The sequence below is a fragment of the Cupriavidus taiwanensis genome (assembly GCF_900250115.1).
In the GTDB taxonomy this organism is placed as follows: Bacteria; Pseudomonadota; Gammaproteobacteria; order Burkholderiales; family Burkholderiaceae; genus Cupriavidus; species Cupriavidus taiwanensis_B.
Genome location: NZ_LT984804.1, coordinates 225,749 through 240,321, shown reverse-complemented (window position 1 = coordinate 240,321; position 14,573 = coordinate 225,749). Strand labels below are relative to the sequence as shown.

Sequence of the window (14,573 nt, the reverse complement as noted above, 5' to 3'; positions counted from 1 at the left end):
TGGGCTGCGCGATGATGATGAAGATGCGCGAAGACGGTCAGGACGCGGGGCAAACCCCGCATCATGTCATCTTGCAGTCGCCGTGTGAACAAGGCAATGACTCGAACGCAGGGGTCAGAACGCGCTCCAGTCATCATCGCCGCCAGCCGTGGCCAGCGCCGGATGCGCCGCGGGGCGCGTCACGGGGCCGCTCGCCGGACGGCTCGCCGGCTTGTCCGCGCGCCGCGCCGTCGCGGCACCCGGCAGCTTACGCACCGTCGCGGTGCGCGTGGCCCGGCTGGCACTGGCGACGGCAGGCGTAGCCGGCGCCGGGGGTGCCAGCGTTCTTGCCGGTGTCCTTGCTCCGGCATTGGCCGTGATGGCCGGTGCCGCCGCGGCGTTGACCGTGAACACCGAGACCACGTTCTTCAGCTTCTGCGCCTGCTCTTCCAGCGCGCCGGCGGCCGCCGCGGCCTCTTCGACCAGTGCGGCGTTCTGCTGCGTCACCTGGTCCATCTGGGTCACGGCCTGGCTGACCTGCTCGATGCCGCTGGTCTGCTCCTGCGATGCGGCGCCGATCTCGTTCATGATGTCCGTGACCCGGCGCACCGCCTGCACGATCTCGCCCATGGTCTGGCCGGCTTCGGCCACCAGCCGGGTGCCGCTCTCCACGCGCTGGCCCGACTCGCTGATCAGCGCCTCGATCTCCTTGGCGGCCGAGGCCGAGCGCTGCGCCAGGCTGCGCACCTCGCCCGCCACCACCGCGAAGCCCCGCCCCTGCTCGCCGGCGCGGGCGGCTTCCACCGCGGCATTGAGCGCCAGGATGTTGGTCTGGAAGGCGATGCCTTCGATCACGCTGATGATCTCGACCACCTTGCGCGAGGCACCGTTGATCTCGTTCATGGTGTCGACCACGCGGCCCACCACGTCGCCGCCCTTGAGCGCGATCTGCGAGGCCTCGCCCGCCAGCACGCCGGCCTGGCGCGCATTGTCGGCGTTCTGCCGCACCACCGTGGTCAGCTCTTCCATGCTCGCGGCGGTCTGCTCCAGCGACGAGGCCTGTTCCTCGGTGCGCTGCGACAGGTCCAGGTTGCCGGTGGAAATCTGCTGCGTGGCCGACGCCATCGAATCCGCGCCGCTGCGCACTTCGGCGACGATGCCCGACAGGCTCGACTGCATCGCGGCCAGCGCCTGCATCATGCGCCCGATCTCGTTGTTCGAGATGCTGGTGATGCGCGCGGTCAGGTCGCCGTGGGCGATGCGCTCGAACACCGCCAACGCCTCTTGCACCGGCGCGACGATGGCGCGGTTCAGCGTCACCGTGCACAGCGCGGCAAGCGCCAGGCCGAGCACGATCATCACGATCGACAGCATGCGGATGCGCGCAAAACTTGCCTGGGCCGCGCCGAAATTGGCCTCGCCCGCCGCCATCTGGAACTTCTGCAGTTTTTCATGCGCGCTCGACATGCTGCGCTGCAGGTCAGGCAGCACCTTCTTCGCCAGCCGCACCGCCTCTTCCTGGTTGCCCGCCAGCGACGCCGCCTGGAGCGGCAGCACGCCCTGCTCCATGAAGGCCTGGCGCTGCTTGCCCAGTTCCGCCGCCAGCGCCTGTTCCTCGGCGTTCTGCGGCAGGCTCAGATAGCGCTTCCAGGCCACCTCCGATGCCTCCACGAACACGCGCGAGCGATCCACGTTGACCTTGGGATCGTCCTGCTCGCCCATCATCACGTTGCGGTCCAGCGCCAGGCGCATGCGCGTGGTGGCCAGCATCGCATCGCTGAGCGCGATGGTCGAGCCAAGCTGGTTGGCATAGGTTTCCCTGAGGGCATCATTGCTCTGCGAGATGCCGTACAGGCCGGCCCCGCCGACCATCAGCAGCAGCAGCGAAAGGATTCCCATGGCGCCCCGTAGCAGGGTCTTGATCTGAATATTGTTGTGGAAGGACATGATGAAATAAGACACTGGCAACCCGCGGGACACACCCCTTGCCCCGGTCCGGCAGGATCGTTACCGCATTGATCCGCCCTGCCCGGATAACGGCGCGCCCCCTTCATCCTTGAGTCGCCGCCCCCGCGCGCACGGTTATGGTGAATCGGCGATAAACGCCATGTCGGATATCAGCCACGCCAATGGGGCGGGCCGGCGGCAATGGCTTAAACAGGTTGCGGCCTGTCCGTAATGCCGGCGCGATTAATGTCATGGCCGGTATCCGCACACCATGGCGGCGGCGCGGTGCGGGTGCGGCGAATACCGCCGGGATTTCGGCACGGCCTGCCACCATTGCAGTACCACCAGAACCGGCAAAATCCTCGGCGACTCCGCCTGCCACTGAAAGTTCACACAATTATCGGAAGCAAGAATTTTCGCAAAAACCGTCCGGGATAACGCGACCAGGATTTGCAGCGCGCAGCCGTCCCGTTATAATTGTTTTCAGCATTTTCCCCCGCCCACCAGCGCACCCAGCGCAATTCAATCACCGGAACCGAGGACGCAATGGCGACGTATCAGGAAATCGTTCAGAAAATCAGCGAACTGCAGAAGCAAGCCGAGGAAATCAAGGCGCGCGAACAATCCGCGGTGATCGCGGATATTCGCGAGAAAATCGATCAATATGGCCTGACCGCGGAAGACCTGGGTTTTGGCGCGAAGGCCCCGGCCGGCAAGAAGGCGGTCAACCGCAAGGTCCCGGTGCGTTATCGCGACAGCGCCGGCAATACCTGGACCGGCCGCGGCAAGCGCCCCGGCTGGCTGACCCAGGCCCTGGCCCAGGGCAAATCGGTGGAAGACTTCCTGATCCGCTGAAGCGCCCGCTCCGGCACACGGCAAAACGCCACGGAGATCTCCGTGGCGTTTTTGTCTGGCGTGGCCGAAAACCCTGGCCGCGCTCAGGCGTCGAAACCGTGCGGGTTCATCGACTGCCAGCGCCACGAGTCCTGGCACATGCGGTCCAGGTCATGCTGCGCGCGCCAGCCCAGCAGTTCGTTGGCCAGCGCCGGGTCGGCGTAGCAGGCGGCGATATCGCCGGGGCGCCGGTCCACGATCTGGTACGGCACCGGCTTGCCGCTGGCGCGCTGGTAGGCCTGCACCACCTCCAGCACGCTGTAGCCACGCCCGGTGCCCAGGTTCACGGTCATGCCGCGGCCCTGCCGGCGCAGATAATTGAGCGCCGCCAGGTGGCCGTCGGCGAGGTCGCAGACATGGATATAGTCGCGCACGCCGGTCCCGTCCACGGTGGGGTAATCGCCGCCGAATACCATCAGCTGCTCGCGGCGCCCGCCCGCCACCTGTGCCACATAAGGCATCAGGTTGTTGGGAATGCCGCGCGGATCTTCGCCGATCAGGCCGCTTTCATGCGCGCCGACCGGATTGAAATAACGCAGGTAGGCAATGCGCCAGGCCGGATCGGATTTTTCCAGGTCGCGCAGGATTTGCTCGCCCATCAGCTTGGTCTGGCCATAGGGGTTGGTTGCCGACAGCGGGAAATCCTCCAGGATCGGCACGGTGTGCGGATTGCCATAAACCGTGGCCGAGGAACTGAACACCAGTTGTTTCACCCCGGCCGCGCCCATTGCCGCGCACACCGTCAGCAAGCCGTCGAGGTTGTTGCTGTAATAGGCGAGCGGCTGGCTGACCGATTCGCCCACCGCCTTGAGCGCGGCAAAATGAATCACGGCACCGATGCGGTGTTCGGCAAAGAGCCGGTCCAGCAGCGCGCGGTCGCGCACGTCGCCCTGCACGAAATGCGGAGCCTGTCCGGTAATGGTGGCGAGCCGCTCGAGCACGGCCGGGCTGCTGTTGCACAGATTATCCAGCCCGATCACGTGGTAACCGGCATTGAGCAGGGCAACCCAGGTATGCGAGGCGATATAGCCGGTGGCACCGGTCAGCAGCAGGGTTTCAGGCATTGGTAGTGGCGTCGATGGGATTCGGTTCAGCGTTGGCGGACGCGGCCGGCGCACCATGTGCGCGATAAATAACCTGCGCCACGACCTCCGGCTCGGAAAGATGCCTATTATCCATGATGCGCCATGGCGCCCCGCCAGCGGCCTTCAGTCAGCGGCAGCTGAAACCGGCACCAGCAGCCCGGCCCGGGCCTGCCACGCCGCATACGCTGCGCGCAGCCGCCAGCCCGATTCCAGGTCGCGCATGCCCAGGCACTGCGCCACCTCGGCGGGCCCGGTGCCGGCCTCGAAATGCATGGCGGCGCAGGTGTTGCGCAAGGTCTGCGGCGAGGCGCGCTCGCTGCGCCCGGCCAGCACGCCGGCCTCCTCCAGCAGGATTTCCACGCGCCGGTAGACCGACGCGGCATGCATCGGCCGGCCGGTCGGCATGGCCGGGAACACCAGGCTGCCGAGCGTGCCGGACGCCTCGCGCAGCGCCAGCCAGGCACGCAGCGGGGCATGGGCCAGCGGGAACAGCGGCACCGTATAGGCCCGGCCGTTGTCCGGGCGCACCATGCGCAGCGCCATCCGCCCGGGCGCGCCATCGGCGATCACGTCGGTGCGCAGCGCGCGCGCCTCCGCCACCTTCAGGCCGCCGCCGAGCAGCACGGCCAGCAGCGCGGCATCGCGGGCGCGCTTCCATTGCGTGGGCGATGCCGCGGCGCCGGTGTCGGCCGGCGCGCCGGCCGGGCCAAGGATGCGCGCCACCAGCAGGTCGCGCTCGCCGGGCAGCAGGAAGGCGGTGGGGTCGTTTTCGCCCTCGGCCAGATGGGCGCGCACCGCCTGGCTGCCCGGGTTGTGCAGGCCCTCGCGCAGGCGCGACAGGTGGTGGAACACCCGTTCGATCAGCCGCGCATAGCGGTAGCGGTGCGACTTGTGCAGCTGCTGCGCGTCCAGGAATTCGCCGATCTGCTCGGCGGACCAGCTCAGCGGCGGCAGGCCGCGTTCGGCCGACCAGCGCAGCAGCTTGCCCCACATGGCGCGGTAGACCACGCTGGTGCCGCGGCGAAAACCGTGCTGCGCCAGCCAGCCGTCGAACGCGCGCTCGGGATGGTCGCGCCAGGCGGCCAGGTCGGCATCGAACAAGGCCGCCTGCTCGAGTTGGGCGGCGCTGGGCTTGGTGGTCACGGATTCTCCTGATGTGCCCGCACCGGGCCGGCGGCCGGCGGACGATCCCGACTATTGTAGACAACGCGTCACTGCGCGCCGCCGGCCGCGCGCCGCGCTTGCAGCGGGCCACCCGGCGTGCTACCTTTCGACTCACTATGCAACTGGTTGCATAAATCAGAACGAAATCGCGGTAACCTACCACGCCCTGCCAGGAGACCCCGTGACCACTGCCCTGCTTCCCGCCGCCCAGGCTTCGCTCGACGCCTGGCACCAGATGATCGCCACCCAGTCGATGGAAGGGCTCGATGCCATCGTCGCCGACGACGTGGTATTCCGCTCGCCGGTGGCGCACACGCCGTATCCCGGGCGCGCCGCCATTGCCCTGGTGCTGACCACGGTGAACCAGGTGTTCCAGGACTTCCGCTACCACCGCAGCTTTGTCAGCGACGACGGCCACAGCGTGGTGCTGGAATTCAGTGCCAGCGTGGACGGCAAGGCGCTCAAGGGCATCGACATGATTCGCTTCGACGACGCCGGCCGCATTGCCGAGTTCGAGGTCATGGTGCGTCCGCGTTCCGGCCTGGAGGCGCTGGCCGCCGCCATGGCCGCGCGCCTGGCGAGCCAGAAACACGTGCTGACCGGCGCCGCCTGAGGCGCGCCAGCCGACAGCGCCACCGCATCGCTTCAACGCATCCACCGGAATTACCCAGGAGACTTCCCCCATGGCCCTTCCCGCCCAGCTGCAGAACCGGCTTTCGCTGCCGGTGGTCTGCTCGCCGCTGTTCATCATCTCCAATCCCGACCTGGTCATCGCCCAGTGCAAGGCCGGCGTGGTCGGCTCGTTCCCGGCGCTGAACGCGCGCCCCGCGCCCAAGCTGGAGGAATGGCTGGACCGCATCACCACCGAACTGGCGGAGCACGACGCCAGGCACCCCGAGCGCCCGTCGGCGCCGTTCGCGGTCAACCAGATCGTGCACAAGTCCAATGACCGGCTCGAGCATGACCTGGAACTGTGCGTGCGCTACAAGGTGCCGGTCGTGATCACCTCGCTGGGCGCGCGCAAGGAAGTCAACGACGCGGTCCACTCCTATGGCGGCATCGTGCTGCATGACGTGATCAACAACGCCTTCGCGCGCAAGGCGATCGAAAAAGGCGCGGACGGGCTGGTGGCGGTGGCCGCCGGCGCCGGCGGTCATGCCGGCACGCTGTCGCCGTTCGCGCTGCTGCACGAGATCCGCGAATGGTTCGACGGCCCGCTGCTGCTGTCGGGCGCGATCTCCAGCGGCGACGCCATCCTGGCCGCGCAGGCCGCCGGCGCCGACCTGGCCTATATCGGCTCGGCCTTTATCGCCACGCAGGAAGCCAACGCGCAGGACGGCTACAAGCAGATGATCGTCGATAGCAGTGCCAACGACATCGTCTATTCCAACCTGTTCACGGGCGTGCACGGCAACTACCTGCGCGGCAGCATCGAGCGCGCAGGTCTGGACCCGAACGCGCTGCCGCAATCGGACCCGTCGAAGATGAATTTCGGCTCGACCAGCGTGAAAGCGTGGAAGGACATCTGGGGCGCCGGCCAGGGCGTCGGCGCGATCAAGCGGGTGGTGCCGGCCGCCGAACTGGTGCGCCGCTTTGCCGAGGAGTACGCCCTGGCGCGCCGGCGCCTGGGACTGGGCGAGGCCAGCCCGGCGGGCGCGCGCGCCGTCGACCTGGCCTGAGCGCGCAGCCCCGCTGCGGCTACAGCAGCGGCAGCAGGGCCTCGCCCCAGGCGACCCAGTCGGTCTCGAAGCGGATCCCGCGCTGCAGCAGCGCATAGCGCAGCTGTTGCGCGCGGTCCATGTCGGGCGCCGAGAAATCGCGCCGCTCGATCGCCAGGTAGGTCTCGAGGCGGGCGCGGTGCAGCGCGATCAGCCGCCGCATCTCGTCAGCCAGGCCGAGCGGTCCGATCACCGCATCGGCGCGCAGCTTGACCAGGATCTCCTCGCGCTGGTCCAGCCCCGCGCCCGGCGCCAGCACCCAGCGCGCCAGTTCTTCACGGCCCGCGGGCAACACCCGGTAGACCTTCTTGCGGTTGCGCCGGTCGGCGTTGCCCTCGCCTTCGGCCGCGTCGCTTTCATCGGCGGCAATCCAGCCGCTGTCCGCCATGCGGCCCAGTTCGCGATAGATCTGCTGGTGCGTGGCATGCCAGAAATAGCCGATGGAGCGGTCGAAGCGCCGCGCCAGGTCGTAGCCGGACGAAGGCTTTTCGATCAGGGAGATCAACAAGGCGTGCTGGGTCGACATGCGTCTGCTGGGCGCGGGGTTACCGGAGTGGGTTCAGGCGGCACGGCGTGCCGGCAGGCGCGCCGGTCACCGCACTTTCAAAAACTGGCGCTATGGTAGCGCAATGCCGGACCGGTGCCCGCAGGGCGCCGCGGGAGATGTCGGGAAACGATATATTCGTCGGTTTTGTCAGTTAAGAAATTTCTTACCAGACAGAATTAAAAAATGCTGAATGGCATTTCCGGCCGGAGTGCCATACATTCCATACATTGAAACTGTGCGAGCAAAAACGATCCGCCCCCGGCCGCACCATGCAGCAACTTTGGAGTGTGTCCATGACCGGAAGAATCCTGCTTGCCGAAGACCGCGACGTGGCCTGGGAAGCCGACGCGCGTCCGCTCGGCCTGCTGGCGCCAGTGCACGACAAGGCGCCAGTCTATTACCGTCTGCCCGATACCCCTGACGGGCACCATATCAAGGAATATCCCAGCGGGCTGCGCCAGCTGGTGCGTTTTGTCGGCGTCGAGGAACAGGTCGTCAAATACAACCTGAGCTGATCCCGCGCCACCGTTTCCCTGTGGTTGTCTCCTCCGAGCCCGATCCTGCGGGCAGGGACTTGAACCCGCGAGCTTCGCGGGTTTTTTCTTGCCGCCGGTGTCGGCGCGTGCCTGCCTCAAAGCTGCGGCGCACGGCACGCCGCACCACCGGCATTGGCCGCCTCGGGCATGCCGAACACGGCTTGCGCCCCGCACTGGGAACCGAACATGCGCGCCTGGTCGTGCCCCACGCCCACCACTTCATACGCCTGGTGGCCCGGGACCAGGCCCGGGCCGGCGAGGTAGCGCTCATAGCGCAGGTAGCCGCGCGCACGCTGCAGCCGCGTGGTGCCCTCGGCCTCGGCGCCGCACGATTTGTCGAGCACGCGGTGGTTGGGATCGTTGTCCTCGGTGCCGGCCAGATAGGTCACCTGGCGCCCGGCATAGCGCCGGTACAGCGCCATGCCGTCGGCGCCTTGCGCATACGGCACCATGTCCTGCATGCCGTAGCGGTACTTGTCGTAGTCCGGGCAGCGCGCCCGGTCATACGGCGCGAACGACTTGCCATCGGCGCCAGCCGGCCGCAGCGGCGTGAAATACAGATACGACGACGGATTGGCCACGACGTAGCGCAGGTCGATGCCGCCCGCGCGGATGCGTTCGTCGACACGGTTCAGCACCGCATAGCGGTGCACGATCTGCGCGCCGCCGGAGTGGCCGGCCACCGTCATCTTGCGCACTTGCGGCAGCCGCGCCTTGTCGGTGAAGAGCGCGAGCAGGTCGTCCAGCACCTGCAATGAGCTGACCCGGACCGGACCCTCGAGCGCGTCCTCGCCGCTGAGCCAGCCCTGCACCGACCAGTGCGGCATGCCGGTAAAGCCCTGGTTCCGGTCCGGCGTGCCGGGAAAATTCGGCGCGACCAGCAGCACCTCGTCCGGGTTGCGGCCGCTGGCCTTCAGCAGTGCCGCGCCAGCGGCATAGTAGTCGTCGCCATTGCGCTGCAGGCCGTGCTGGACCAGCACGACTTCGCGAATGCGCGACAGGTCGCCATCGAGCCGGTGGTTGGCATAGACCGGGAAGTCATAGCCGGCGCCCGCGCCGAGATGCACGCGCTGCCACCGCGGCGCGGCGGCCGCGGCACCGGCAGCGTTGCCCGCGACCGGCGGCACTGTCGGCGTGCCAGCGCAGCCGGCCAGCATGGCCAGGGTGGCTGCGGCCAGCGCGCGCGCCACGCGCGAACGGGCGGGCTGCGGCAGGCGGGCGATCGATGGTGTCATGGCGGGTGGTCTCCGGTTGGCCTGCCGGCGATGGTAGGCCAGTGGCGCGCGGCATGGCAATGCCCGCCGCGCCGCCATGCGGGCCCTACGCCAGCCGCCTGGCCAGTTCCGCCACGTCGCGCCAGGTCACGCGCCGCACCATCACGCGCAGGCCAGGTCCATGGAAATCGTCCTCGAACGGCGCCGATGCCTCGCCGCCCAGCCGCTGGTAGAACTCGCGCGCCTGCGCATTGGCATCGAGCACATAGAGGAACAGCGGCTGCCCCGGCCAGCCCTGCGCGACCCGTTGCGCGCAATGCGCCAGCAGCCGCTTGCCTAACCCCTGGCCATGGAAAGCCGGCAGGACATGCAGGTTGTCCAGGTAGATGCCAAAGCGTAGGTCGGCCTGCGGCAACAGGCAGGCAAAGCCGGCGGCCTCGCCGTCGACCAGCGCCAGCGTGACCTCGGCGGGGCCATCGGCGCCGTCGTGCATGCGCGCGCGCCAGGCCGCCAGGCGCTCGGGGTAGGCCTGGTCGCGCAGGTAAGCGTCGGGCAGCATGCCGGGGTACGTGTGCTGCCAGCTGGCGGCGTGCATGGCGGCAAGCCGGTCGGTATCGGCGGCGGTGGCGGGAATCAGCGCAATTTCGGGCATGGGAGACGGGAAAGGCACAGCGGCATCCGCGCCGGGAAGCAGGGCGCGCGGCAGCGCTCATTGTGCCCACGCCATGCCAAAGCTTGCAAAAGGCGGAGGAAGGGTTTGCAATCGTGGTCCCCGGCGCACCCGGCCTTCCGTTGCGTGCCGCCGCGGCAGCGGGAACGAAGGTTGCAGCATCCCGGGCAGCCCCGCGCAAGCAAAAGGAAGCCTTATGTACATGGTCTACTGGTCCGAAGCCCTCGGCACCGGACTGACGCCGCACGCGCAGTCGTTCCCCAGCGACGCGATGCGCGAGGCGCTGCGCTTTACCGAAGCGCTGCGCCAGCGCCAGCACGCGGGCGAGGCGGTCAGCTTTGTCACGCTGTGTTCGGAGAATCCCGACTCGGTCGGCCGCGCCGGCGCCGCCGACCCGCCGCCCGACTACGAATGGAAGAAGCGGCGGCCCTGAGCCGGTGCGATGGGCTCGATGCGCCTTGCTCAGGCGCGCTCAGGCGCCGGCCGCAGCGCCGCGCGCACGACAAAGGCCATCAGCACAGCAAACAAAAGCATCGCCGCCAGGAAATACAGCCCGGCGGCAAGGCTGCCGGTGGCGTCCTTGATCACGCCGATGCCATATGGCCCGAAATAGCCGCCCAGATTGGCCAGCGAGTTGATGGTGGCGATGCCCACCGCGGCGCTGGCGCCGGTCAGGAACTCGCCGGGCAGCGCCCACACCACCGCCTGGATCGAGTAGATCGAGAACGCGGTCAGGCAGATAAACAGGAACTGCAGCACCGGTGACTGCACCCATGCGCTCAGCGCCATGGTGATGGCGGCCATGCCCGACACCACCACGATATGGCCGTAGCGCTCGCGCTTGCGGTCCGAGTGGCGCGGCACCAGCCACAGCCCGACCACGGCAAACAGGTAGGGCACGGCCGACAGCAGCCCGGTCATCGCATCGGTAACGCCGAACTGCTTGATGATGGTCGGCAGCCACAGCGACAGCCCGTAGATGCTGAGCGGAAACGGCAGGAACAGCAGCGACAGCAGCAGCACGCGCTTGTCCCTGAGCGCGCGCAGCGGATTGCCGTGCGATTTCAGTGCATAGGCGGCCTGGTCGGCGGCCAGTTCGCGCTCGATCCAGGCGCGGTCCGCCGGCGCCAGCCAGGCGGCGCTGGCCGGCGACTCGGGCAGCAGCTTCAGCGTCGGCAGGCACAGCAGCACCGCGGGCAGGCCGCTCAGCACGAACAGCGTCTGCCAGTTGTTCATGCCGAACAGGCCGTGGGTGGACAGCACCAGCCCGGCGATCGGTCCGGTGATGATCAGCGCGATCGGTTGCGCCAGCACCAGCAGGCCGATGATGCGCGCGCGGTGCCGCATCGGGAACCACTTGGTGAGGAAGTAGAGGATGCCCGGATACAGCCCGGCCTCGGCCGCGCCCAGCAGGAAGCGCAGCATGTAGAAGCTGTGCGCGCCCTGCGTGAACGCCATCGCCATGGTGATCACGCCCCAGGTGAACAGGATGCGCGCAAACCAGCGGCGCGCGCCGAAGCGTTCCAGCGCCAGGTTGCTCGGCACCTCGCACAGGAAGTAGCCGACGAAGAACAGGCCGGCGCCCAGCCCGTAGGCGGCATCGCTGATGCCGATGGCCGCGTTCATGTGCAGCTTGGCGAAGCCGACCACCGAGCGGTCGATATACGCGACCACATAGATCAGCGCCAGGAACGGGATCAGGCGCCGCACCAGCATGCCGATGATGCGGTGCTCCTCCGCGGCTGGTGAAGTTTCAGCCCGGGTCGGGGCGGCGCGCTCGATCGGCGCGGTGTGGGTGCCTTGCATGGCGGGTCTCCTTTTTTGTCTTGGCCGGCCGCGCCTGGCGGCCGGCGCTTTGGTGCAATGGCTCAGTGCGAGTGGCGCGGCACCGCGCGGCCGCGGCAGCCCACCAGGAAGTCGAGGTCGCAGCCCTGGTCGGCCTGCAGCACGTGGTCGACGTACAGCTTGCGATAGCCGCCGTCGGCAGGCGCCTGCAGCGGCTGCACGTCGGCCATGCGGCGCTCGAACTCGGCGGGGTCGATATCCAGGTGCAGGCGTCCGGCCTCGCAGTCCAGCTCGATCCAGTCGCCGTCGCGCACGATCGCCAGCGGCCCGCCGGCAGCGGCTTCCGGTGCCACGTGCAGCACCACGGTGCCATAGGCGGTGCCGCTCATGCGCGCATCGGAAATGCGCACCATGTCCTTGATGCCCTGGCGCAGCAGCTTGGGCGGCAGGCCCATGTTGCCGACCTCGGCCATGCCGGGATAGCCGCGCGGGCCGCAGCGCTTGAGGACGAGCACCGAATTCTCGTCGACCTCGAGCGACTCGTCGACGATGCGCTCCTTGTAGTGCTCCAGGTTTTCGAACACCACCGCGCGGCCGCGATGGCGCAGCAGCCTGGGCGTAGCCGCCGACGGCTTGAGCACCGCGCCGCGCGGCGACAGGTTGCCGCGCAGGATGCGGATGCTGCCATCGCGGATCAGCGGCTGGTCCAGCGGGCGGATGACTTCGTCGTTGGTGATCGGCGCATCCCTGACGTTGTCCCAGATCGTCTTGCCGTTGACGGTCAGCGCGCCCGGATGCGGCAGCAGTCCGGCCTCGCCCATGCGGCGCAGCACCGCGGGCAGGCCGCCGGCGTAGTAAAACTCTTCCATCAGGAAGCGGCCCGACGGCATCAGGTCGACGATGGTCGGCGTGTCGCGCCCCACCGTGCTCCAGTCTTCCAGTTCGAGCGGCACCCCGATGCGTCCGGCGATCGCCTTCAGGTGGATCACGGCGTTGGTCGAGCCGCCGATCGCCGCATTGACCCGGATCGCGTTCTCGAACGCCTGGCGCGTCAGGATCTTCGACAGCGTCAGGTCCTCGCGCGCCATCTCGACGATGCGGATGCCGGACATGTGCGCCAGCACGTAGCGGCGCGAATCGACCGCCGGGATCGCCGCGTTGTGCGGCAGCGAGGTGCCCAGCGCCTCGGCCATGCAGGCCATGGTCGAGGCAGTGCCCATGGTGTTGCAGGTGCCGGCCGAGCGCGACATGCCGGCTTCGGCCGACAGGAACTGGTGCAGGTTGATCTCGCCCGCCTTCAGCGATTCATGCAGTTGCCAGACCGCGGTGCCGGAGCCGATGTCCTTGCCGTCGAGCTTGCCGTTGAGCATCGGCCCGCCGGTGACGACGATGGCAGGCACGTCGCAGCTGGCAGCGCCCATCAGCAGCGCGGGCGTGGTCTTGTCGCAGCCGGTCAGCAGCACCACGGCGTCGATCGGGTTGCCGCGGATCGCTTCCTCGACGTCCATCGCGGCCAGGTTGCGCGTCAGCATCGCGGTCGGGCGCAGGTTGGATTCGCCGTTGGAGAACACCGGGAATTCCACCGGGAAGCCGCCGGCCTCGTACACGCCGCGCTTGACGTGCTCGGCCAGCTTGCGGAAGTGGGCGTTGCACGGCGTCAGTTCCGACCACGTGTTGCAGATGCCGATCACCGGGCGGCCGTCGAAGGCGTGGTCGGGAATGCCCTGGTTCTTCATCCAGCTGCGGTACATGAAGCCGTTCTTGTCGGCGGTGCCGAACCACGCGGTCGAGCGCAGCGGCTTGCGTTGCTTGTCGTTGGAATCCGACATGTTGTTCCTGATACGGGGGCTGCCCGGAAAGGCAGCCTGGATGGCAGGGACGACGGAGCCAGCGGCCTGGCGGACATCGCGTCCTGGCGGGCGCCACGCTGTCTCCGGTCGTTGTGGTTTTGTCGGACGGAGTGTATGCAGCTTGCCAATATGCTACTAATGAAGAGTTCGGCCTTTGCCATATCGATTCCGGCATCAGTACTAACCCTGACCCATGCCCGCCCCCATCCCTTCCCCCGCGACCTCGCCGGCCTGGCACAACCACACCCGCCTCAAGACCCGCCAGCTGTTGCTGCTGCTCGCCGTGGCCGACGAAGGCAGCATCCACCGCGCCGCCGAACGCCTGGCGATGACGCAGCCGGCCGCGTCCAAACTGCTGCGCGAGCTGGAGGAGCTGCTGTCGGTGCCGCTGTTCGAGCGCCTGCCGCGCGGCATGGCGCCGACCGACTACGGCCGCGCGATGATCCGGCACGCACGCGCGGTGGTCGGCAGCCTGAACCAGGCGCGCGAAGAGGTGCTGGCGCTGAAGGCCGGACGCCTCGGCCATGTGGCGATCGGCGCGATTACCTCGCCCGGGGTGCGGCTGCTGCCCGCGGCGATCGCGCAGGTCAAGGCGCACTATCCGGGATTGCGGGTCTCGGTCGAGATCGACAACAGCAATGTGCTGCTCGACCGCCTGGGACAGGAAAAGCTCGACATGGTGGTGGCGCGCCTGTTCCCGGAGCACGACAAGGGTCGGCTGCGCTACGAGCCGATGGCAGAGGAACCGGTATGCGCGGTGGTGCGCCCGGGCCATCCGATGCTGGCCGCAGCCGGGCTGTCGCTGGCCGACATCGCCGACGCCGCCTGGCTGATCCCGCCCGCCGGCACCGTGCTGCGCCACCGCTTCGAGCTGATGTTCCAGCGCGCCAGCCTGGCGCCGCCGGTCAATGTGGTCGAGACCGCCGCGCTGCTGTTCCTGACGCGCATGGTGACGCAGTCGGACATGATCGCGGTGCTGACCGCCGACGTGGCGCAGTACTACGCCGCATTCGGCATGGTAGAGATCCTGCCAATGGCGATGCCCTGCCATATGGACGACTTCGGCCTGATTACGCCGACCGACCGGCTGATGTCCCCCGGCGCGCTGCTGGTCGCGGAGGCGCTGCGCGAGGCCGCGCAGGCGATCTATGGCGCGCAAGCGCCGGCGTGAGCCGGCGCCTGCT

14 protein-coding genes are annotated in these 14,573 nt (G+C 68.2%); 6 read left to right on the top strand and 8 right to left on the bottom strand.

Annotated elements, in window-relative coordinates:
- Positions 1–114: 114 nt before the first annotated feature.
- The gene (locus CBM2586_RS17905) at positions 115–1,926 is read right to left on the bottom strand and encodes a methyl-accepting chemotaxis protein (protein ID WP_115691345.1); all 1,812 of its coding nucleotides are present in this window, start codon (positions 1,924–1,926) and stop codon (positions 115–117) included.
- A gap of 546 nt (positions 1,927–2,472) precedes the next feature.
- Here CBM2586_RS17905 and CBM2586_RS17900 point away from each other — a divergent pair.
- Positions 2,473–2,781, top strand: a complete 309-nt coding sequence (locus CBM2586_RS17900; protein WP_115665699.1) for an H-NS family nucleoid-associated regulatory protein — start codon at positions 2,473–2,475, stop codon at positions 2,779–2,781.
- An 83-nt stretch (positions 2,782–2,864) separates the two neighbouring features.
- Here the strand turns inward: CBM2586_RS17900 and galE are convergent, their stop codons facing one another.
- Both galE and CBM2586_RS17890 read right to left on the bottom strand, forming a co-directional pair.
- Entirely contained in the window at positions 2,865–3,884 is a 1,020-nt protein-coding gene (gene galE / locus CBM2586_RS17895) for a UDP-glucose 4-epimerase GalE (protein ID WP_115665700.1), read from the bottom strand.
- A 144-nt stretch (positions 3,885–4,028) separates the two neighbouring features.
- Positions 4,029–5,048 (bottom strand): tyrosine-type recombinase/integrase, encoded by a 1,020-nt coding sequence (locus CBM2586_RS17890; protein WP_115665701.1) that lies wholly within the window; start codon positions 5,046–5,048, stop codon positions 4,029–4,031.
- Between the two features lie 202 nt (positions 5,049–5,250).
- On the opposite strand from CBM2586_RS17890, the gene CBM2586_RS17885 reads away from it, so the two are divergent.
- Together CBM2586_RS17885 and CBM2586_RS17880 are read left to right on the top strand one after the other, a co-directional pair.
- Entirely contained in the window at positions 5,251–5,682 is a 432-nt protein-coding gene (locus tag CBM2586_RS17885; protein WP_115665702.1) for a nuclear transport factor 2 family protein, read from the top strand.
- Positions 5,683–5,752: 70 nt separating this feature from the next.
- Positions 5,753–6,748: an NAD(P)H-dependent flavin oxidoreductase gene (locus CBM2586_RS17880; protein ID WP_115665703.1), complete on the top strand. Its 996-nt coding sequence runs from the start codon at positions 5,753–5,755 to the stop codon at positions 6,746–6,748.
- A gap of 19 nt (positions 6,749–6,767) precedes the next feature.
- Here the strand turns inward: CBM2586_RS17880 and CBM2586_RS17875 are convergent, their stop codons facing one another.
- Positions 6,768–7,313, bottom strand: a complete 546-nt coding sequence (locus tag CBM2586_RS17875) for a PadR family transcriptional regulator (RefSeq protein WP_115665704.1) — start codon at positions 7,311–7,313, stop codon at positions 6,768–6,770.
- Between the two features lie 314 nt (positions 7,314–7,627).
- Here CBM2586_RS17875 and CBM2586_RS17870 point away from each other — a divergent pair, with 314 nt between their 5' ends.
- Positions 7,628–7,849, top strand: a complete 222-nt coding sequence (locus CBM2586_RS17870; RefSeq protein ID WP_115665705.1) for a hypothetical protein — start codon at positions 7,628–7,630, stop codon at positions 7,847–7,849.
- Between the two features lie 116 nt (positions 7,850–7,965).
- On the opposite strand, the gene CBM2586_RS17865 is transcribed toward CBM2586_RS17870, so the two are convergent.
- Both CBM2586_RS17865 and CBM2586_RS17860 read right to left on the bottom strand, forming a co-directional pair.
- Positions 7,966–9,105, bottom strand: a complete 1,140-nt coding sequence (locus tag CBM2586_RS17865) for a hypothetical protein (RefSeq protein ID WP_115665706.1) — start codon at positions 9,103–9,105, stop codon at positions 7,966–7,968.
- Between the two features lie 85 nt (positions 9,106–9,190).
- Positions 9,191–9,736 carry a GNAT family N-acetyltransferase gene (locus CBM2586_RS17860; protein ID WP_115665707.1) on the bottom strand — a complete coding sequence of 182 codons (546 nt, stop codon included), beginning with the start codon at positions 9,734–9,736 and terminating at the stop codon, positions 9,191–9,193.
- 214 nt (positions 9,737–9,950) lie between these two features.
- Between CBM2586_RS17860 and CBM2586_RS17855 the strand changes: the two genes are divergently transcribed.
- Entirely contained in the window at positions 9,951–10,187 is a 237-nt protein-coding gene (locus CBM2586_RS17855; protein ID WP_018004736.1) for a hypothetical protein, read from the top strand.
- A 29-nt stretch (positions 10,188–10,216) separates the two neighbouring features.
- Here the strand turns inward: CBM2586_RS17855 and CBM2586_RS17850 are convergent, their stop codons facing one another.
- Positions 10,217–11,560 (bottom strand): MFS transporter, encoded by a 1,344-nt coding sequence (locus tag CBM2586_RS17850; RefSeq protein ID WP_115665708.1) that lies wholly within the window; start codon positions 11,558–11,560, stop codon positions 10,217–10,219.
- 62 nt (positions 11,561–11,622) lie between these two features.
- Positions 11,623–13,368 carry an IlvD/Edd family dehydratase gene (locus CBM2586_RS17845; RefSeq protein WP_115665709.1) on the bottom strand — a complete coding sequence of 582 codons (1,746 nt, stop codon included), beginning with the start codon at positions 13,366–13,368 and terminating at the stop codon, positions 11,623–11,625.
- A 214-nt stretch (positions 13,369–13,582) separates the two neighbouring features.
- Here CBM2586_RS17845 and CBM2586_RS17840 point away from each other — a divergent pair, with 214 nt between their 5' ends.
- Complete coding sequence (locus CBM2586_RS17840; RefSeq protein WP_115665710.1) at positions 13,583–14,560, top strand: LysR substrate-binding domain-containing protein; 978 nt, start codon at positions 13,583–13,585, stop codon at positions 14,558–14,560.
- The last annotated feature ends 13 nt before the right edge of the window (positions 14,561–14,573 follow it).